13 protein-coding genes are annotated in these 19,464 nt (G+C 70.4%); 4 read left to right on the top strand and 9 right to left on the bottom strand.

Features of this window, described 5'->3' with window-relative positions; all coding sequences use genetic code 11:
- The 7 genes from ACE3QY_RS20800 to ACE3QY_RS20770 all read right to left on the bottom strand — a co-directional run.
- Positions 1 to 934: FAD-binding dehydrogenase (locus ACE3QY_RS20800; protein WP_374457973.1), on the bottom strand; the 934-nt coding region annotated here is incomplete at its 3' end.
- On the bottom strand, positions 931 to 1,554 hold the full coding sequence (locus ACE3QY_RS20795) for a TetR/AcrR family transcriptional regulator (RefSeq protein ID WP_374457972.1): 624 nt from the start codon (positions 1,552 to 1,554) through the stop codon (positions 931 to 933). The genes ACE3QY_RS20800 and ACE3QY_RS20795, both read right to left, overlap by 4 nt.
- 59 nt (positions 1,555 to 1,613) lie before the next feature.
- Positions 1,614 to 3,395, bottom strand: coding sequence for a biotin carboxylase N-terminal domain-containing protein (locus ACE3QY_RS20790; protein ID WP_374457971.1), 1,782 nt, complete (start codon positions 3,393 to 3,395; stop codon positions 1,614 to 1,616).
- 66 nt (positions 3,396 to 3,461) lie between these two features.
- Positions 3,462 to 6,002: an AMP-binding protein gene (locus ACE3QY_RS20785; RefSeq protein WP_374457970.1), complete on the bottom strand. Its 2,541-nt coding sequence runs from the start codon at positions 6,000 to 6,002 to the stop codon at positions 3,462 to 3,464.
- Positions 5,999 to 7,051 (bottom strand): ABC transporter ATP-binding protein, encoded by a 1,053-nt coding sequence (locus ACE3QY_RS20780; protein WP_374457969.1) that lies wholly within the window; start codon positions 7,049 to 7,051, stop codon positions 5,999 to 6,001. Before ACE3QY_RS20780 ends, ACE3QY_RS20785 begins: the two co-directional genes overlap by 4 nt.
- Complete coding sequence (locus ACE3QY_RS20775; RefSeq protein ID WP_374457968.1) at positions 7,048 to 8,529, bottom strand: ABC transporter permease; 1,482 nt, start codon at positions 8,527 to 8,529, stop codon at positions 7,048 to 7,050. The genes ACE3QY_RS20780 and ACE3QY_RS20775 overlap by 4 nt, the downstream gene beginning before the upstream one ends.
- A gap of 65 nt (positions 8,530 to 8,594) precedes the next feature.
- Positions 8,595 to 9,623: an iron ABC transporter substrate-binding protein gene (locus ACE3QY_RS20770; protein WP_374457967.1), complete on the bottom strand. Its 1,029-nt coding sequence runs from the start codon at positions 9,621 to 9,623 to the stop codon at positions 8,595 to 8,597.
- Between the two features lie 141 nt (positions 9,624 to 9,764).
- On the opposite strand from ACE3QY_RS20770, the gene ACE3QY_RS20765 reads away from it, so the two are divergent.
- Positions 9,765 to 10,961 carry an acyl-CoA dehydrogenase family protein gene (locus tag ACE3QY_RS20765; RefSeq protein WP_374457966.1) on the top strand — a complete coding sequence of 399 codons (1,197 nt, stop codon included), beginning with the start codon at positions 9,765 to 9,767 and terminating at the stop codon, positions 10,959 to 10,961.
- Positions 10,962 to 10,971: 10 nt separating this feature from the next.
- Here ACE3QY_RS20765 and ACE3QY_RS20760 read toward each other — a convergent pair whose 3' ends face one another.
- Together ACE3QY_RS20760 and ACE3QY_RS20755 are read right to left on the bottom strand one after the other, a co-directional pair.
- On the bottom strand, positions 10,972 to 12,330 hold the full coding sequence (locus ACE3QY_RS20760) for a DUF222 domain-containing protein (RefSeq protein WP_374457965.1): 1,359 nt from the start codon (positions 12,328 to 12,330) through the stop codon (positions 10,972 to 10,974).
- Positions 12,331 to 12,402: 72 nt separating this feature from the next.
- On the bottom strand, positions 12,403 to 13,452 hold the full coding sequence (locus ACE3QY_RS20755) for a restriction endonuclease (protein WP_374457964.1): 1,050 nt from the start codon (positions 13,450 to 13,452) through the stop codon (positions 12,403 to 12,405).
- An 85-nt stretch (positions 13,453 to 13,537) separates the two neighbouring features.
- On the opposite strand from ACE3QY_RS20755, the gene ACE3QY_RS20750 reads away from it, so the two are divergent.
- Genes ACE3QY_RS20750 through ACE3QY_RS20740 form a run of 3 tightly spaced genes read left to right on the top strand, consistent with a single transcriptional unit; the run spans position 13,538 to position 19,457 of the window.
- Positions 13,538 to 15,319 carry an N-6 DNA methylase gene (locus ACE3QY_RS20750; RefSeq protein ID WP_374457963.1) on the top strand — a complete coding sequence of 594 codons (1,782 nt, stop codon included), beginning with the start codon at positions 13,538 to 13,540 and terminating at the stop codon, positions 15,317 to 15,319.
- Positions 15,316 to 16,503: a restriction endonuclease subunit S gene (locus ACE3QY_RS20745; RefSeq protein ID WP_374457962.1), complete on the top strand. Its 1,188-nt coding sequence runs from the start codon at positions 15,316 to 15,318 to the stop codon at positions 16,501 to 16,503. The genes ACE3QY_RS20750 and ACE3QY_RS20745 overlap by 4 nt, the downstream gene beginning before the upstream one ends.
- Complete coding sequence (locus ACE3QY_RS20740) at positions 16,500 to 19,457, top strand: type I restriction endonuclease subunit R (RefSeq protein ID WP_374457961.1); 2,958 nt, start codon at positions 16,500 to 16,502, stop codon at positions 19,455 to 19,457. Before ACE3QY_RS20745 ends, ACE3QY_RS20740 begins: the two co-directional genes overlap by 4 nt.
- Positions 19,458 to 19,464 lie beyond the last annotated feature (7 nt).

The raw sequence follows: 19,464 nt of genomic DNA, 5'->3' as shown, positions 1-19,464 counted from the left end.
TGCGGATCGCGTGGTCGGGCCAGACCGGGTCCCAGTTGTGGATGCCCTCGACGTAGGCCCACATCCGGTCTTTGTTGACCGTGGTGGCTCCGGCGTCCTGCGCGATGCCCTGCATCCGCCCGTCGACGTGCGCGGGGACGCCGGAGATCAGGTGCTCGGGCGCGGCGCCGACCCGCTCGGTCGGCCAGTTGCGACGCATCAGCTCGTGGTTGTGGCCGATGCCGCCGCTCGTCACGACGACCGCGGGCGCGCGGTGCTCGAAGGTGCCGGCCACGTCGCGGGACGACTTCACCCCGCGCTCGGCGTCGTCGTCGGCGAGCACCGTGCCGCGCACGCCGACCACGGCGCCGTCCTCGACGACGACCTCGTCGACCTGGTGACGGAACGCGAAGCGTACGAGCCCCTGGGTCTCGGCGCGCTGCACCGGCTCGGCGAAGATCCGGACGACCTCCGGGCCGGTGCCCCAGGTGAGGTGGAAGCGGGGGACCGAGTTGCCGTGTCCGGTGGCACGGCCGTCGCCGCGCTCGGCCCAGCCGACGAACGGCAGCGACTTGAGGCCGAGGTCGTGGAGGTAGGCCCGCTTCTCGCGGTGCGCGAACTCGACGTACGCCTTCGCCCACTGCTGCGGCCAGAAGTCCTCGCCGCGGCCGGGGCCGTCGGTGCCGTCGCCGAGGCGGTCGAACTGGGCCGAGCCCTGCCAGTCCTGCCACGCCAGCTCGGGGGAGTCCTTGATGCCCATGCGCCGCTGCTCGGGGCTGTCCACGAACAGCAGGCCGCCGAGCGACCACCAGGCCTGGCCGCCCAGGTTGTTGCGGTTCTCCTGGTCCAGCACGAGCACGCGCTTGCCGGCGAGGGCGAGCTCGTGGGTCGCGACCAGGCCGGCGAGGCCGGCGCCGACGACGATCGCGTCGGGGGTGAAGTCGGTGGTGCTCACTGCTGCTCCTGGGGGTAGTGGCGGACGATCATCTCGGCGAGCAGGCGCAGCGCGCGCTCGACGGTGCGGCCGGGTGGGGCCGCGGGGTCGGGGTCGAGGGCGGAGAAGGCGAGCCCGTCGAGCATGTTGACGACGATGCTGAGCACGGCCGCGAGGTCCTCGCCCGGCAGCCGGTCGCCCCAGAGGTCGGCGGCGGCGTCCAGCATCTGCGCCTGGAGCGACTCGCGGGCCGGGAGGAGCGCAGCGCGCAGCGAGTCGTCGGCGCGCGCGGCGACCAGCAGCTCGCGCCACGTCTGGTTGACGGGGGAGAGGACCAGGGCGCGCAGGTGGCCGAGCACGGCGTTGACCTCGTCGGCGGTGTCGACGCCGGCCGCGCCGAGCGCCCGGAACGCCTCGACCTGACGGCCGGCGACGTGCTCGGCGGTGGCCACGAGCAGCGCCTGCCGGGTGGGGAAGTGACGGAACAGGGCTCCCTGGCTGACGCCCGCCTCCGCACAGACCGCGGCGGTGGAGGTGCCGGCGTACCCACGCTCGGCGAGCGAGGCGACCGTGGCGTCGAGCAGGGCTCCGATGGTGCCCTCACGGCGCTGCGCCTGCGTACGTCGCTGGGTCGAGGTCACACCCGGAAGTGTGACATAGAAAGTGAGCGCTCGCTATCTAACGAGCCGGTGAGTGGAGGTTAGTCCTTGATCTCGCAGATGACGGCGCCGTTGGTGACGGTGGCGCCGACTTCGGCCTGGAGGCCGGTGACGGTGCCGGCCTTGTGGGCCTTGAGCGGCTGCTCCATCTTCATCGCCTCCATGACGACGATGGTGTCGCCCTCGGCGACCTCCTGGCCGTCGGTGACCACGACCTTGACGATCGTGCCCTGCATCGGCGAGGTGACCGAGTCGCCCGAGGCGGCCGCGCCGGCCTTCTTGGCCGAGCGCTTGGCCTTCTTCGCGCCACCGCCGGCCGCACCGCCGCCGACGGCGAGCCCGCCGAGCCCGGCAGGGAGGACGACCTCGAGACGACGGCCACCGACCTCGATGGTGACCTTCTGCCGCTCGCCCTGCTCCTCGGCCTCGCCCGCGTCGCCGGAGTAGGGCTCGAGCTGGTTGTCGTACTCGGTCTCGATCCACTGCGTGTAGACGGTGAACTCGCCCTCGCCTGACGGCGTGGAGGAGCCGACGTAGGCAGGGTCGGAGACGACGGCGCGGTGAAACGGGATGACGGTGGGCATGCCGTCGACGACGAACTCGTCGAGGGCGCGGCGCGAGCGCTCGAGCGCCTGGGTGCGGTCGCGGCCGGTGACGATGAGCTTGGCGATGAGGGAGTCGAACGAGCCGGGGATCGTCTCGCCCTGGTCGTAGCCGCCGTCGAGGCGCACGCCGGGCCCGGCCGGCGGGTGCCACTTCGTGAGGGTGCCGGGAGCGGGCATGAAGTTGCGGCCGCCGTCCTCGGCGTTGATGCGGTACTCGATGGAGTGGCCGCGGATCTCCGGGTCGCCGTAGCCGAGCTCCTCGCCGGCGGCGATGCGGAACATCTCGCGCACCAGGTCGATGCCGGTGACCTCCTCGGAGACGCAGTGCTCCACCTGGAGGCGGGTGTTGACCTCGAGGAAGGAGATCGTGCCGTCCTGGGCGACGAGGAACTCGCAGGTGCCGGCGCCGTAGTAGCCGGCCTCCTTGAGGATCCGCTTGGACGACTCGTAGAGCTCGTCGAGCTGCTCCTGGCTCAGGAAGGGCGCGGGGGCCTCCTCGACGAGCTTCTGGTTGCGGCGCTGGAGCGAGCAGTCGCGGGTGGAGACCACGACGACGTTGCCGTGCTGGTCGGCCAGGCACTGGGTCTCGACGTGGCGGGGCTTGTCGAGGAACTTCTCGACCAGGCACTCGCCGCGGCCGAAGGCGGTGACGGCCTCGCGGACGGCCGACTCGTAGGCGTCGGGGATCTCCTCGAGCGTGCGGGCGACCTTGAGGCCGCGGCCGCCACCGCCGAAGACGGCCTTGATCGCGACCGGGAGGCCGTTGGCCTTGGCGAACTCGACGACCTCGTCGGCGTCGGCGACCGGGTCCTTGGTGCCCGGCGCGAGCGGGGCGTTGGCGCGGTCGGCGATGTGCTTGGCCTTGGCCTTGTCACCGAGGGCCTCGATGGCTGCGGGAGGCGGGCCGATCCAGATCAGCCCTGCGTCGATGACGGCCTGGGCGAAGTCGGCGTTCTCGGCGAGGAAGCCGTAGCCGGGGTGGATCGAGTCGGCACCGGACTTCTCGGCGATCGCGATGATCTTGGCGATGTCGAGGTAGGACTCGGCCGGGGTGGCCCCGCCGAGGGAGTGGGCCTCGTCGGCGAGGCGGACGAAGAGCGCGTCGCGGTCGGGGTCGGCGTACACCGCCACGGAGCCGATGCCGGCGTCCTTGCAGGCGCGGATGACGCGGACGGCGATCTCGCCGCGGTTGGCGATCAGGACCTTCTTCAAGCTCACGCGGGACTCCTGGGGACTGCGGCGCGGTTCGGTTCAGCGCGGCCGGGTTGCGTACCGCTGGGCAGGCTACCGCGAGCGGAGGATGGTGCGACCGACAGCCTGGTGCAACGGACGTACGACGCGCCCGTAGGCGATGCCGACTGTGATCGACGCCACGAGTGCGAGCCACTGGTGGCCGGCGTCCTCGAGGGCCGGGTAGACCTGCCAGTGGGTGAGGTAGACGAACAGGCTCGCCCCGGCGAGCACCCCGGCGGCCCGTGCGAGCCACGACGGCAGCGGCACGTGCGGGACCCACAGCATGAGCAGGAAGCCGCCGAGCACGATGACCTCGCGGTGCGCCTGCCCGAAGAAGCCGACGGTCAGCGCGGCGGCAACGGCGGTCACGAGCAGGCGCCGGCGGGTGCTGGTGGCGCGGGCCGCGACCCACCCGAGCACGAAGAAGAAGGCGACGACGAGCGTGGTGTAGCGCTGGGTGGGTCCGGCGCGGAGGCCGACCTCCACGAATCGGGCGGCGGCGGCTACGGCGAGGACCGCGAGCGCGAACCGGAACGGCGTACGCCGCTCGAGCCGGTGCAGCGCCGGCACGCACGTGATCGCGAGGGCGGCGGCGGTGATCCAGACCAGCGACTCGAGGAACCACAGCTGCCACTGGTCGTCCCACTCCGAGCCGTTGACCAGCTCGCGGACGAAGAGGGCGGTGGTGAGGTCGTAGCTGCCCAGGACGAGCGCGACGCCGCCGACCCAGAGCACCGAGGGCACCACCAGCTGGGCCAGGCCGGAGAGGCCGTGGCGGAGGCGCGTGCGGGCGTCGCCGGCGGCCGAGAGCTGGAAGCGGGCGAAGTTGAAGCCGGCCAGCGCGAGCAGCAGGTGGGCGCCGCCCTCGAGCGGGACCAGGTCGACGTGGCTGGCGACGACGAAGAGGATCGCGAGCGCGCGCAGCCCGACCGTGGTGTCGAGCCGCACGGTCCTCCTGCGGCGGGCGGGCGCGTCGACGGTCGTCGCCGTGGTCCGCAGGTGCTCCAGCTCGCCGATGCCGCGCGTGTGCCAGCCGGCCGGCAGGCCGCCCGGGAAGAGGTCCGCGAGGCGCGTGGCCAGCTCGACGTAGGACAGCGAGTCGCCCCCGAGGTCGACGAAGGAGTCGTCGTCGGTGGCGTCGGGACGGCCGAGCACGAGCACGAAGTCGGCGCGCACCGAGGCGGCCTCGCGGGTGTCGTCCGGCGCACCGTCGGCCAGCTCGGCAAGCTCGCCGAGCGCGAGGTAGTCGGGCTTCCCGGTCGCGGTGACGGGGAGCGGGTCGAGGACCGTGACCCGGACGGCGTGGGCGGGCACGCCGCAGTGGCTGGTCACGAGCCCGCGCGCGGCGGCGCTGCCGCGGCCGTGGGTCACGAAGACGTGCACGGCCCGGTCGGTCGCCACCACGCGCGCGTGCCGGTCGACGGTCGCGCGCAAGGTCTGCTCGACGGCGTCGAGGTCGATGCGCAGCCCGAAGACCTTGCCGTAGCGGTTGCGCCTCCCGACGACCTCGAAGAGCCCGTCGACGCAGCGGGCCAGGTCGCCGGTGCGCAGCTCGGCGGTCTGCGCGCCGAGGGCGAGGTCGGCGGGGGCCTGGGCGTAGCCGAGCATCACGTTGGGACCGGAGTAGACGAGCTCGCCGACGCCCGGCCGGTCGTCGGCCTCCTGGTCCAGGCGCAGGTGGCCACCGGGGATGGCGCGACCGATCGCGGCGGGGTGGTCCTCGGCGAGGCCGGGCGGCAGCCAGGCCATGCGGGCGGTCGCCTCGGTGGCGCCGTACATCACCACGAGGTCCCACCCGTGTCCGCGGCCGAACCGGCTCCAGCGGCGTACGGCGTCGGGGTCGAGGCGGCCGCCGGCCTGGGTCACCTGCCGCAGGGTCGGCAGGTCGCGCTCCTCGAAGCCGCTCGCGGCCAGCAGGTCGAAGGTGTGCGGGACACCGGCGAAGCTGGTGGCGCCGCTGCGGGCGAACAGGTCCCAGAAGCACTCGTCGACCACGCTCAGGCCGGTCAGCACGACGCTGGCGCCGGCCATCAGGTGCGAGTGCAGCACCGACAGCCCGTAGCAGTAGTGCAGCGGCAGCGTGGTGATCGCGCGGTCGGTGGGGGTGAGGTCGAGGTAGTCGGCGATCGCGGCGGCGTTGCTGGCCACGTTGTCGCGGGACAGCCGCACCAGCTTGGGGGAGCCGGTCGTGCCCGAGGTGCTGAGCAGCAGGGCCAGGTCGGGGTGGAGGTCGTGGGCGGTGGCGTCGCGGCGTACGTCGTCGGGTGCGTCGGTCGTGCAGACGACGTCGGGGTCGTAGGCGGCGACCATCGCCTCGAGCTGGGCCTCACGCGCGTCGGGGACCACAAGGGCGACGTGGCCGTGCTGGAGCGCGGCGAGGTAGGCGACGAGCGAGTCGAGCCGGTTGGCGCCCTCGACGAGCACGAGTCGGCGGGCGGGGCCCCAGGCCGCGGCGCGGTCGGCGACGCGCCGGGCGAGCTCGGCGTGCGAGACCTCGACGCCGTCGGTGAGGACGGCCGGGGCGGCACCGAAGCGCGCGTGCGGGAGGACCGGGCTGGTCGCCGGTGACGGTCGGGTCGGAGTCAGCGTCACGGCGAGCCAGCCGCTCGGTAGGCGCGGACCAGGCCGGTCACCCGCAGGTGGACGACGTCGCCGGGGGCGGGGTGGAGGACCCCGGACATCCGGGAGAGCACGGAGGTGCCGTCGGCGAGCCGGACCTGCACCGCGCAGTCGTGGCCGTAGTAGCTGACCTCCTCGACCTCGCCGCGCACGCCCTCGTCGTGCGCGAGGTCGACGTAGACCTGCTCGGGCCGGATCATCAGCGACACCGGGCCGGTGGCCGGCTCGGTCAGCACGACCTCACCGAGCGCGCAGCTCGCGTGGGCCTCGTGGGCGGTGCCCGGGAGCACGACGGCGCGGCCGACGAACTCGGCGACCTGGGGGTCGCTGGGGGACAGGTAGACCTCGCTCGGCGGCGCCGACTGCACGAGGCGGCCGCCGCGCATGACCGCGACCTGGTCGGCCAGCGAGAGGGCCTCGTTCTGGTCGTGGGTCACGAGCAGCGCGGTGGTGTTGGTGGCCTCCAGCGCCCGGCGCACGGCACGGGAGGTGCTGCCACGCAGGCTCGCGTCGAGGGAGGAGAACGGCTCGTCGAGGAGCACCACGGCGGGCTGCGGCGCGAGCGAGCGCGCGAGGGCGACGCGCTGCTGCTGGCCGCCGGACAGCTCGTCGGGACGGCGGTGGCGGTAGTCGGCGGGCAGCTCGACCAGGTCGAGCATCTCGGCGACCCGGTCCCGTCCGCCGCCGGAGGCACGGGCCTCCCGGGGCAGGCCGAAGGCGATGTTGGCGGCGACGTCGAGGTGCGGGAAGAGCGCGCCCTCCTGCGGGACGTAGCCGACCCGGCGCGCCTGCGGCGGCGTCGAGCGCACGCCGTCGCCGGCGACCACGGTGTCGCCGAACGCGATGCTGCCGGACTCGGGCACGAGGAAGCCGGCGATGAGGCGCAGCAGCGTCGTCTTGCCGCACCCCGACGGGCCGAGCACGGTCGTGAAGGAGCCGTGCGGGACGGTGAGGGTGACGTCGTCGACGGCGCGGGTCGCGCCGAACGACTTCGTCACGCCGGTGATGGTCACGCTGCTCATGCGGGCACCCTCTCCGGGTCGTCGGAGCGCATCAGCAGCACCGTGGCGGGGATCGAGACGAGCACGAGCAGCAGCGCGTAGGGGGCGGCGGCGCCGTAGCGCAGCTCGGAGGAGGCCGACCAGAACTCGGTGGCCAGGGTGCGGGTGCCGATCGGGGAGAGCATGAGCGTGGCGGTGAGCTCGGTGGAGATCGCGAGGAAGACGAGGGCCGCACCCGCGCCGAGGCTCGGCGCGATCAGCGGCAGGGTCACCCGTCGCGCGGTGGCGAGCGGGCCGACGCCGAGGCTGTGCGCGACGTCGTCGAGCACGGCCGGCGCCTGCTCCAGCCCGGCACGCACGGTCACCACGGCCCGCGGCAGGAAGAGGATGGCGTACGCCGCCACCAGCAGGCCGGCGGTCTGGTAGACCGCGGGCACCAGCCGCAGCGACGCGACCACCAGCGCCAGCCCGACGACGATGCCGGGCAGGGCGTTGGCGACGTAGGTGCTGCGCTCGATGAGCGTGCTGGCCGCTCCGCGGTGGCGCACGGCCAGCCAGACGACCGGCACCGCGGCGAGCGTGGTGACGACGGCGCCGGCCAGCGCCAGGACGATCGTGGCGACCAGCGCCCCGGTCAGGTCGGTCATCGGGAACTCGGTCGAGGTGCCCACCGCGAGCCAGCGCACCAGCGAGAAGGCGGGTACGCCGATGGCGAGCACGACGACGGCGCCCACGGTCGCGAGCAGCGGGGCCTGCCACCGGCCGAGCTCGACGGGCACGGCCGCGCGGGCGGCGCCGCGGCCGACTCGGGCGTAGCGGCGGTCGCCACGCAGCCGGAGCTCGCCGACCAGGAGGAAGAGGCAGAGCAGGACGAGGACGCCGGCCATCGCGGTGGCGGCAGCGCCGTTGAAGGTCGAGCCGTACTGGTCGTAGATCGCGGTGGTGAAGGTCGGGAAGCGCAGCAGCGACAGGGCGCCGAACTCCGCCAGCAGGTGCAGCCCGACGAGCAGCGCGCCCCCGAGCAGGGCCGGGCGCAGCTGGGGCAGGACCACGGTGCGGAAGGTGCGGGCGCGGGAGTGGCCGAGCGACCAGGCCGACTCCTCGAGCGCCGGGTCGAGGCGGCGCAGCATCGCCACGACGGGCAGGTAGACCAGCGGGTAGTAGGACAGCGTGACGACGAGGAACGCGCCACCGAACCCGTGCACGCTGCGGTCCAGGGACACCCAGGCGTAGCCGTTGACGAAGGCCGGGACCGCGAGCGGCGCCACGAGCAGCCCGTGCCACAGCCGACGTCCGGGGAGGTCGGTGCGCTCGACCAGCACCGCCAGGGCGACGCCGAGGGCGGCGGTCGCGGCCATGCAGGCGGCCGCGAGGGTGATGGTGTTGCGGAGCAGCTCACCGATCCGCGACCGGGCGAGCAGGTGCCAGAGGTCGGCCGGCCCGATGATCACGACGTAGGTGGCGACGTAACCCAGCGGCACGAGCGCGAGCAGCGCCACGGCCGCTCCCGCAGCGAGCAGCAGGGGCGGTGTGCGACGCCCGGTCGTGGTGGCGGCCGCCCCGGTCAGAGGAGGCCGGCCTCGGTCATGAGGTCGGTGACCTGCGGGCCGTTGAGGCCGGCCACGTCGACCTCCGGCGGCTCCAGCTCGTCGAACGGCTTCACGTCGGGGTTGAGGCTGGCGTCGGGGTTGAGCGGGTACTCGAGGGCGTACGACTCCGCCATCGCCTGCTGCGCCTCGGTGCCGGTGAGCCAGGTGACGAACTCCTCGGCCGCCTCCTGGTGCTCGCTGCTGGCGAGGATGCCCGCGCCGGAGATGCTGAGGAACGCGCCCGGGTCCTGGTCGCCGAAGAAGTGCAGGGCCGAGCTGTCGGAGTCGGTGCCGTTCTCCTCGCGGTCGCGGTACCAGTAGTAGTGGTAGGCGATGCCGGCGTCGACCTCGCCGGAGTCGACGGACTGCATGACGACGAGGTTGTTCTGCACGATGACGCCGTTGTCCTTGAGCCCGGCCAGCCAGTCGGCGGTGGCCTGCTCGCCCTCGAGCGCGAGGACGGCGGAGACGATCGCCTGGAAGTCCGCGCCGGTGGGGGAGAAGGCGACGCGGCCCTTCCACTCGGGCTCGGCGAAGTCGAGGATCGAGGCGGGCATGTCGGCCTCGGTCATCGAGTCGGTGTTGTACATCGCGACGGTCGAGCGGCCGAGGAAGCCGGTCCACGTGCGGTCGGAGGGGACGTACTGGTCCGGGATCGACTCGGTCGCCGACTCGGGCAGCTCGGCGAACAGGCCGGCGTTGTCGACGATGCTCATTGCCGGGGAGTTCTCGGTGAGGAACACGTCGGCCGGGGAGTCCTCGCCCTCCTCGACGATCTGGTTGGCCATCTCGAGGTCCTTGCCGTTGCGCAGCTCGACGTCGAGGCCGGACTCCTCCTCGAAGAGCGGGACGAGCTCGTCGAGCAGCTGCTCGTGCTGGGCGTTGTAGATGACCAGGTCGGGCGACCCGAAGACGCCGCAGGCCGACAGGGTGGACGCGGCGAGCAGGGTGCTGGCGAGGGCGGCGCCGGCGCGTGCGGCGCCGCGGCGGGGGAGGGTCGTCACGGGGGTGTGCCTCACTTGACTCAGGACTTTGCTTAGGCTCGCCTAACAGTAGACCCGGAGGGGTGGGGTCGTGGAATCGGTCCATCCGGCGGGGTCGCGCGGGGGTTAGCGATCGCTAACCTGCGGCGCTACCCTGCTCGCATGACCTTCGAGCTGTCCCCCGAGCACGAGCAGTTCCGCCGCAGCGTCCGCGACTTCGCCGAGGCCGAGATCGCGCCGCACGCCGCGCAGTGGGACCGCGAGCACCACTTCCCGACCGACGTCGTGCAGAAGATGGGCGCGCTCGGCCTGATGGGCCTCACCGCCCCGGAGGAGTTCGGCGGCGCGGGGATGGCGGGCGAGGACGGCGGCTTCACCTCGCTGTGCCTGGCGATCGAGGAGATCGGCCGTGTGGACCAGTCGATGGGCATCACGCTCGAGGCCGCGGTCGGTCTCGGCATCAACCCGATCCTCACCTACGGCACCGACGAGCAGAAGAAGACCTGGCTGCCCGCCCTCGTCGCCGGTGAGCAGCTCGCCGGCTTCGGGCTGACCGAGCCCGGTGCGGGCTCCGACGCCGGGGCCACGAAGACGAAGGCGGTGCTGGAGAACGGCGAGTGGGTCGTCAACGGCGCCAAGCAGTTCATCACCAACTCCGGCTCCTCGATCACCTCGCTGGTCACCGTCACCGCGCGCACCGGCGAGCGGGCCGACGGCCGTCCGGAGATCTCGACGATCATCGTCCCCTCGGACACGCCCGGCTTCACCGCCGAGAAGGCGTACGACAAGCTCGGCTGGCACGCCTCGGACACCCACCCGCTGTCCTTCACCGACGCCCGCGTGCCCGAGGGCAACCTGCTCGGCGACCGCGGTCGTGGCTACGCCCAGTTCCTCGCCACCCTCGACGACGGCCGCGTCGCGATCGCGGCCCTCGCGGTCGGCTGCATCCAGGCCTGCCTCGACATGTCGCTCCAGTACGCCGGCGAGCGGCAAACCTTCGGCGGCCCAATCGGTCGCAAGCAGGGCCTGGCCTTCCAGGTCTCCGACCTCCAGGTGATGCTCGACGCCTCGCGCCTGCTGACCTACAAGGCCGCCGCGATGAAGGACGCGATGGATGCGGGGCAGAACGTGTCGACGGGCGCCTTCAAGCAGGCCGCCGCGGTCGCCAAGCTCTACGCCACCGAGTCGGCCGTCACCGCGACCCGGATCGCGACCCAGGTGTTCGGCGGCTACGGCTTCATGGAGGAGTACCCCGTGGCGCGCTTCTACCGCGACGCCAAGGTGCTCGAGATCGGTGAGGGCACCTCCGAGGTCCAGCGGATGCTGATCGCCCGCGGGCTCGGCCTGCCCGTCGAGTGAGCGTCGCACCTCACCCGGCGAGGACGTAGTCGATCGTCAGCGCTGGGGCGTCGCGCCGCCGGATCGTGGCGACCGGCGGAGGCCTGGTGGTGAGGGAGTGGCCGGTCGGGGTCGTGGTGGTCACGGTGCCGTCCGGCCCGGGTCTGGTCCGCCAGCGCGGGGCTTCCTTGGCGTAGTTGCAGGCCTCGCAGAGCCCTTGGCCGTTGGCCCCGGACGTGAGTCCACCCGATCCGCGGGACCGCACGTGGTCGAGGTGTCGGATCGGGGCATTGCACCAGGGGGTGCGGCAGACCTGGTCGCGCAGCCGGATGAACCGGGCCAGCGTGGACCGGAAGAGACGGGCGCGGCTGTCCATCGAGACCAGCTCGCCGGTGGTCGGGGAGGCGTAGAGCCGTCGCAGCCAGACCTCCTCGCCGCGCCTGAGGGCGTCGGCGACGATCTCGCGGGCGAGCTCGGCCGGGATCGGTCCGAACCCGGCCAGACGCGCCTCCTCGTCGCTCGTGCCGAGGAGGGCGTCGTGGGACATGACGAGGGAGAGGTCGACGGATCGGCGGCGGGTCGGGCGGCCTGTGGGGTCTGCTGGCCCCTCGGGCTCGGCGCCCTCGGACGCCTCGGCTCCGAGGAGCCGGTCGACCAGCTCGTCGGCCATCACCTGCCCCTTGGTGCGTGGGTCGCCCTGCGCCCGGGCGGTGTCGGCCTCACGGGTCAGGGCGGCGAACGCGGCCACGCCCGCCGCGACGGGCAGCAGCGCGGACAACCACACCATGGTGTCGGGAGCGGGGCGGATCGAGACGCACCGCTCGGACTCGGCCTTGCGTCGACGGGCGGTCACTGCCTCGGCGTCCAGGCGAGCGGCCGCGGCCTGCGCGCGGCTGACGACCTCCCGGTCGCTCATCGCCTCGAACGCGTCGGGGTCGGCGGCCAGCAGCTCGTCGACTGCAAGCCGATCCTCCAACGAGAGGCAGGCGGTTTCGCGCGCCATGAGCGTGGCCCGCCACTCGGTCACGCGACCCGCTCGCCATGCGGCCCAGGTGTGTGGGAGCTCGCTGCTCACCACCCGCGCCAGCCCGAGGTGGCGCTGGCCGCGGTGGGGCGACTCACGCCGGGCGAGGGCGATCATCGACCCGACACCCTGGCCCCGGCGGGCGGCCGGGACGCCCAGCGCCTTGTGGTCCGCCTCGACCGACTCGGCGAGGTCGGCGGCGAGCGCTGCCTGCGCGGCGGTGGTCGTGCAAACCAGCTCCTCGAGCGCGCGGATGAGATCGACTCGCTCCGCGTCATCGAGCACGCTCGGCCGGTCGAGCGTCACCTGCACCTCGCGCCGGATCGCCGCGACTGCGGCTGCGGTGAGGGGCTCGGTGGTGCTCATGGATCCACTCAACACGAAGGGTCCGACAACGGGACCTGGGGTCTGTGGACTACCTGTTGCCTGGCGCGAAGCTCACGCGTCAGCGGCGTCGTCGACCACGAGCACTGACCTGAGTGGGAACAGACTGCGCCACCGAGGAGCGAGTGCCTCGTAGTGGCGTAGCACCAGATCAACGAGATCCTCGCCACTGATGAGCCGCAGGCCGTGGCGCGCACGTTCGATGGCCAGCGCGTCCTTGCTGTAGTTGCCGAGCGTCACGAAGAGGTTCAGTTCGTTGGGTGATTGCGTTCCTAGGAGCTGGCTGACCTCGGGTGCGCCGACCGTGGTGGTCCGATGCTTGCACTGCACCTTGATCAACGGTGGTTCCACCCCCAAGGGGTCGCGATGCGCGATGACGTCGACCCCTCCGTCCTGGGAGTAGGCGGTCACTCGTGCCTCGTACCCGAGCGCTCGCAGGACATCAGCAGTGAACTCCTCGAAGTCCTGATGCGTCATCGCCGTCTTGATCTGCTCAAGGACGAAGTCGCGGGTGTGGCGGTCGATGCGTGACGCTCGCGGTTCGTCCGCGGCGTCGTCGTCGACACTCGCGCTCTCGACTTCCTTCTCCACCGCCTCGGGGGAGGGCATGTCGCTCTTGAGAGCAGCCTCGAACTCCGCGCGATGTCGCCGGATGCCGAACACAGCGAGGAAGGCGCCGACCTCGTAGAGCGCGGCCTGCGAGAAGAGGGAGCGGGGCAGCCCGAGCTTCGTCCACTCCACCGGGCGACGGTGGCGATGGGTGCTTGCAGTCGAGACGAACTCGTAGGGTCCAGTCACCACGCCGATGTTGATGGTGCTGTCGGGCTTGTAGGGCGCGACCACGATGTCGCCCACGGCGATTTCATCGGCGAAGCGATGGAGGATCCCCACCCAGCCGGCTATCGCGCGTGACTTCTTGTCGGGGTAGGCGTCGAGAAGTGCCGCGCGGAGGTCGTCGCGATCGAGTCCGATGTCGCGGAGGTCTCCGAGCTCGTCCCAACCGATGCTGACGAACCCGCCGCTCACCAGTTCGTCGGATAGTGCGTTGTTGTGAATCCCCCACATGTCCACCATGCCCGTCGTTCTATCACCCGTCTCGGTCACCCGTTGAGCTTCACGACATAGCGCCACGCCCTCAGCTCTGGCGGGTTAGGTTGGCCGCGCGCAGGTTGGTCAACAAAGGGGAGTCATGGCACCGCAGGGGTTCTCGGACAAGGTCGCGTTCGTCTGGAGGGTGGCCGACAAGCTCCGCGGCACCTTCAAGCAGCACGAGTACGGCTCGGTGATGCTCCCGCTACTCGTCCTCCGCCGGATGGACGCGGTCCTCGAGCCGACGAAGAAGGCTGTGCTGGACGCGGCCGCGGGGATGAGCGAGATCGGTCCCGGTCAGGACGCGATCCTCAAGCAGGTCGCCGGCCAACGGTTCTACAACACCTCCCCGCTGACGCTCGCCTCGATGCTGAGCGACGACAAGAACCTGGACCAGGCGCTCGCCGGCTACCTACGTCGTCTCTCGGCGGACGCGTACGCCGTGATGGAGGCCTACAACCTCGACGACAAGATCGCTCGGATGCACAAGGCCGGGACCCTGTACGCCGTCCTGGCCGACTTCGCCGACCTCGACCTGCGCCCGAGCGTGGTAGGCAACGAGGCGATGGGCTACATCTTCGAGGAGCTGCTCCGGAAGTTCTCCGAGATGTCTAACGAGACCGCGGGTGAGCACTACACCCCGCGCGAGGTGATCTCGCTGATGGTGCACCTGATGCTCACCGGAGCGACGTCGGCGGAGCTGACCCAGAACCCCAAGCCGGTGCGCACCATCTACGACCCGGCCGCGGGCACCGGCGGGATGCTGATGGGCGCGATGCACCAGATCACCGAGATGAACCACGGCGCGGTGGTGAAGGTCTACGGTCAGGAGCTGAACGACGAGACGTGGGCCATCGCCCAGTCCGACCTGATGATGCAGGACATCGACCCCAAGCAGATGGCCAACGGCAACACGCTCGTCGCCGACGCCTTCGCCACGCTGCCGGGCTTCGACTTCATCCTCGCCAACCCGCCCTACGGCGTGGACTGGAAGGGGTACGCCCCAGCGATCAAGGACGAGCACGCACGTCTCGGCTTCGACGGGCGCTTCGGCGCCGGCCTGCCGCGCGTGTCCGACGGGTCGCTGCTCTTCCTCCAGCACATGCTCAGCAAGATGAAGCCGAGTGGCTCCCGCGTCGGGATCGTGCTCTCGGGGTCGCCGCTGTTCTCCGGGCAGGCCGGCTCGGGGGAGTCGGAGATCCGCCGGTGGATCCTCGAGAACGACTGGATCGAGGGCATCGTGGCGCTGCCGGACCAGATGTTCTACAACACCGGCATCTCCACCTACATCTGGATCCTCACCAACGACAAGGCCGAGGCTGACCGCGGCACCGTCAAGCTCGTCGACGCCCGTGAGCTCGGCACCAAGATGCGCAAGTCGCTCGGTGACAAGCGCAAGGAGCTCACCTCCGACGCGATCACCCACGTCGCGCAGCTGTACGGCGGCGCGCGGGGCGAGTTCGCCGACGACCCACGCGTGAAGGTGCTGACCCGCGAGACGTTCGGGTTCCAGCGGATCACGGTAGAGCGACCACTGCTCGACGACGCGGGTGAACCGGTCCTGAAGAAGGGCAAGGCCCAGCCCGACCCCAAGCTCCGCGACCAGGAGAACGTGCCGCTTCCCGCCGGATTCCTCGACCTCGGTGAGGACGAGCGCGCCAAGGTGCTGCGCGTGGCGGCCGAGGAGCACCTGGAGAACGAGATCCACCCCTACGTCCCCGACGCCTGGATCGACCACGCCAAGACGAAGCTCGGCTTCGAGATCCCTTTCACCCGCCAGTTCTACGTTTACACCCCGCCGCGCCCGGTCGGGGAGATCGCGACCGAGATCAAGGAGCTCGAAGAGCAGATACAAGAGTGGATGAAGGGGCTTGGGCTGTGACAACAGCACCAGTTTGGTCGATGGTCGATCTTCAAAATGGCTATCCATTCGACAGCGCGGAGTTTGATTCAGCAGGTCCAACGCCTCTGGTGCGGATTCGCGACCTCTCAGCGTCGGACTTCGAGACCTTCCTTCCCTTCGACGTGCCCGACGAGCAGGCCATCCTTCCGGGCGATCTTGTTGTCGGCATGGACGGTGACTTCACAGTACGCATTTGGGATCGTCCGCGCGCCGCGCTGAATCAGCGCCTCTGCAGACTACGAGTGAAGAACGGTGTTGCCGATCTTCGTTTCGTGGCTTATGCGTTGCCGCAGCAATTGGAACGCATTCACGCGACGCAGTTCGCCACCACTGTCAAGCACCTTTCGTCACGCGAGATCCTCGGGTGTCGGCTGCCGGCGAAGTCGCTGCCGGAGCAGAGTCGAATTGCGAATTTCCTCGACGAACGGGTTTCACGGATCGACCGGATCATTGCTGCTCGTCGAAAGCAGGCGACCGCGGTGGTTGAGGAGTATGAGGCGGCTCGAGCGTCCGCCGTACTCTCATCCGAGTGGCCGGAACGGCGCCTCAGTCATGTGGCTCGGATGGGCACGGGCCACACACCGAGCAGGTCGAACGTGGACTACTGGCGAGATTGCACGATTCCGTGGTTGACCACCGGCGATGTGCATAGGTTTCGCAAGGACGAGATCGACGTCCTGACGGACACGACTCTTCAGATCAGTGAGCTCGGCCTGAAGAACAGTGCCGCGATCCTGCATCCCGCTGGGACTGTGGCACTCAGCCGCACGGCGTCTGCGGGATTCTCAATTGTTATGGGCCGCGACATGGCCACGAGTCAGGACTTTGCAACCTGGACTTGCCGCGACGGTCTGCTGCCCGAGTTCCTGCTCCATGTACTGCGCGCCCGCCGATCATTCCTGCTCGGCTACCTGTCCATGGGGACTACCCACAAGACGATCTACTTTCCTGACCTTATGGACCTGACCGTGGGTCTCCCGCCCCTCGCGGATCAACGATCGGCGGTGGCAGACGTATCTCTCTACGGCGAATCGCGCACGCAGGTACTCGCTGCACTGGAGAAGCAGGTCGCACTCCTCGCCGAGTACAAGACCTCCCTCATCAGCGCCGTCGTCACCGGCGAGCTCGACGTCACGACGGCGGGAAGCGGGATCCCGGTATGACCGCGCACGACGAGGCGGCGTTGGAGTCCAACATCGATGCCCACCTGACGACTCACGGCTGGCACGCGCTCGACCCGGCGACGTACGACAAGAAGCTCGGCCTGTTCGGCGGGGAGGTGGTGGCGTACGTCCAGACGTCCCAGCCGAAGGCGTGGGAGAAGCTAGTCACCCGACACGGTGGCGAGCAGATGGCGGCCGCGAAGTTCCTCAAGGTCGTGGCCGACGCGATCGACCACCGCGGCACGATCAGCGTGCTGCGCGGGACAGTCAAGGACTCCGGCGTCACGGTGAGGATGTGCTGGTCGAAGCCGGCCAACGACCTCACGCCGGAGCTGGCAGAGCGCTATGCCGCGAATCGGTGCGGTGTCGTTCGACAGCTGCACCACTCGGAGTCCAACCCCGCCGACTCCCTCGACTTGGTGCTGGTCGTCAACGGCATCCCGGTCGCGACCGCGGAGCTGAAGAACCCGCTGACGCACCAGACCATCGAGCACGCGATGGCGCAGTACCGTACCGATCGCAACCCGCACGACCTGATCTTCGCCAGGCGCACCCTGGTGCACTTCGCGGTCGATCCGCACCGGGTGGCGATGACCACGAGGTTGGCCAAGGAGCAGACGAGGTTCCTGCCGTTCAACACTGGCTCGGACGGACCGGGGCAACCGGGCGGGGCAGGCAACCCGACCAGCGACGGCTACCAGACGGCGTACCTCTGGGTGCAGGTGTGGCAGCGCGACGCGTGGCTCGACCTGCTGCACACGTTCGTCCACGCTCACGACGGAGGGATCCTGTTCCCGCGGTTCCACCAGTGGCACGCAGTGCGGACAATCCTCGCCGCGACGAAGGCCGACGGCGCGGGAGTCGACCGGCTGGTCCAGCACTCGGCCGGGTCGGGCAAGTCCAACACCATCGCCTGGACGGCGCACTCGCTCTCGCGGCTGCACGGTGACGACGACGCGCCGATCTTCGACAAGGTGGTGGTGATCACCGACCGGCGCGTGCTCGACCGGCAGCTCCAGGAGACCGTCGCCGGGCTCGACCACACGCCGGGCACGATCGTGCGGGTCGACCAGCACTCCAGCCAGCTCAAGGAGGCGCTGGAGGGCAACGCCGCGCGGGTGATCATCACGACGCTGCAGAAGTTCCCAGTGATCGCCGAGACCGCCAACGCGGTGGTCGGGCGCCGGTTCGCGGTGATCGTGGACGAGGCGCACTCCTCGACCACGGGCGACGCGGTCAAGAAGCTGAAGAAGGTGCTCGGCGAGGGGCTGGAGGAAGCCGAGGCGACCGAGTCGGAGGCCGAGGCGGAGTCCGACGCCGACGACGCGCTCTTGGCCAGCGCGCAGGCTCGCGGCAAGCAGAAGAACCTGTCCTTCTTCGCCTTCACCGCCACGCCGAAGCCGAAGACGCTCGAGACCTTCGGGCAGACGGGGCCTGACGGCAACAGGCGGCCGTTCCACACCTACTCGATGCGTCAGGCGATCGACGAGGGCTTCATCCTCGACGTGCTCGCCAACTACACGACCTACTCGACCTACTACAAGCTCGCCAACTCCCACCCGAAGAACGATCCGGAGATGGAAGCGAGCAAGGCCAAGGCCGCGCTGGCGCGGTTCGTCTCGCTGCATCCCTACCAGCTCGAGGCCAAGGCGGAGGTGATCGTCGAGCACTTCCGGCAGAAGACCGCATCGAAGCTCGACGGCAACGCCAAGGCCATGGTCGTGACGCGCTCGCGGCTCCACGCCGTACGCACCAAGCAGGCGCTGGACGCCTACATCTCGCGCAAGGGGTACGACCAGGGCGCGGCGCCGCTGCGGGTGCTGGTCGCCTTCTCCGGCAGCGTGCCCGACCCCGACCTGCCCGAGCTCGAGTACACCGAGGCCCAGATGAACGGGTTCGGCGAGGGACAGCTGCCGAAGAAGTTCCGCGAGGACGGGTACCAGGTGCTCGTGGTCGCCGAGAAGTACCAGACCGGATTCGACGAGCCGCTGCTGCACACCATGTACGTCGACAAGAAGCTCGCCGGGGTGAAGGCGGTGCAGACGCTGTCGCGCCTCAACCGCACCCACCCGGGCAAGGAGGACACCTTCGTCCTCGACTTCGCCAACAGCGCCGAGGAGATCCAGGCGGCCTTCGAGCCGTTCTTCGAGGAGTCCTTCGCCGCACCCACTGACCCCAACGTGCTCTACACGATGGAGCACGACCTGCTCGCCGCCGGCGTCCTCGCCTCCGGGGAGATGGCTGCTGCTGTGGCGGCGCTGCTCTCGGAGGATCCGGCCCAGCAGTCGGTGATCTACGCCAACCTGCTGCCCGCGGTCGGTCGCTTCGCCCAGCTGGACGAGGACGCCGCGGAGGCGTTCCGAGCCACGCTCAACCACTTCTGCCGCGCCTACGCCTTTGTCGCGCAGGTGATGCCGTGGACCGATGCCGACCTCGAGCGGCTCTACCTCTACGGCAGGGCACTGCTCACCGACCTGCCCTCCGGGGACAGCGACCCGATGCCACAGCTGAGCAAGTCGGTGCAGCTCACCCACCTGCGGCTGTCTGTGTCCGGGGAGAGCGCGATCGAGCTCACCGCCACCGACGAGGCCGGCGTCGCGCTGCCTGGTGAGGGCAAGGGCAGGGAGGCCGAGCCGGTGCTCGACAAGCTCTCGGCCCTCATCTCGGCGATGAACGAGAAGTACGGCGCCGACCTCGGCGACGCGGACAAGGTCTGGGTCGACCAGCAGTGGGTCGTGGTCAAGTCGGACGACGAGATGCGCGACGTCGCGCTCCACAACGACCGCAGCCAGTACGAGCTCGTGCTCGCGGAGAAGATCAAGGAGTTCCTGGTCCAGCGACACGACAAGAACGGGCACCTCTTCGACCTGTTCTTCGCCAACCCGGACTTCCAGGTCATGTTGCTCAGCCACCTGGCCGGCACCTACGACGAGTTCCGCACGGAAGCCGGATGAGGAGCGA

The organism is Nocardioides sp. (assembly GCF_041913365.1).
GTDB lineage: Bacteria > Actinomycetota > Actinomycetes > Propionibacteriales > Nocardioidaceae > Nocardioides.
Note: the sequence above shows the minus strand (reverse complement) of the source record. Positions and strands in the feature narration are given on the sequence as shown.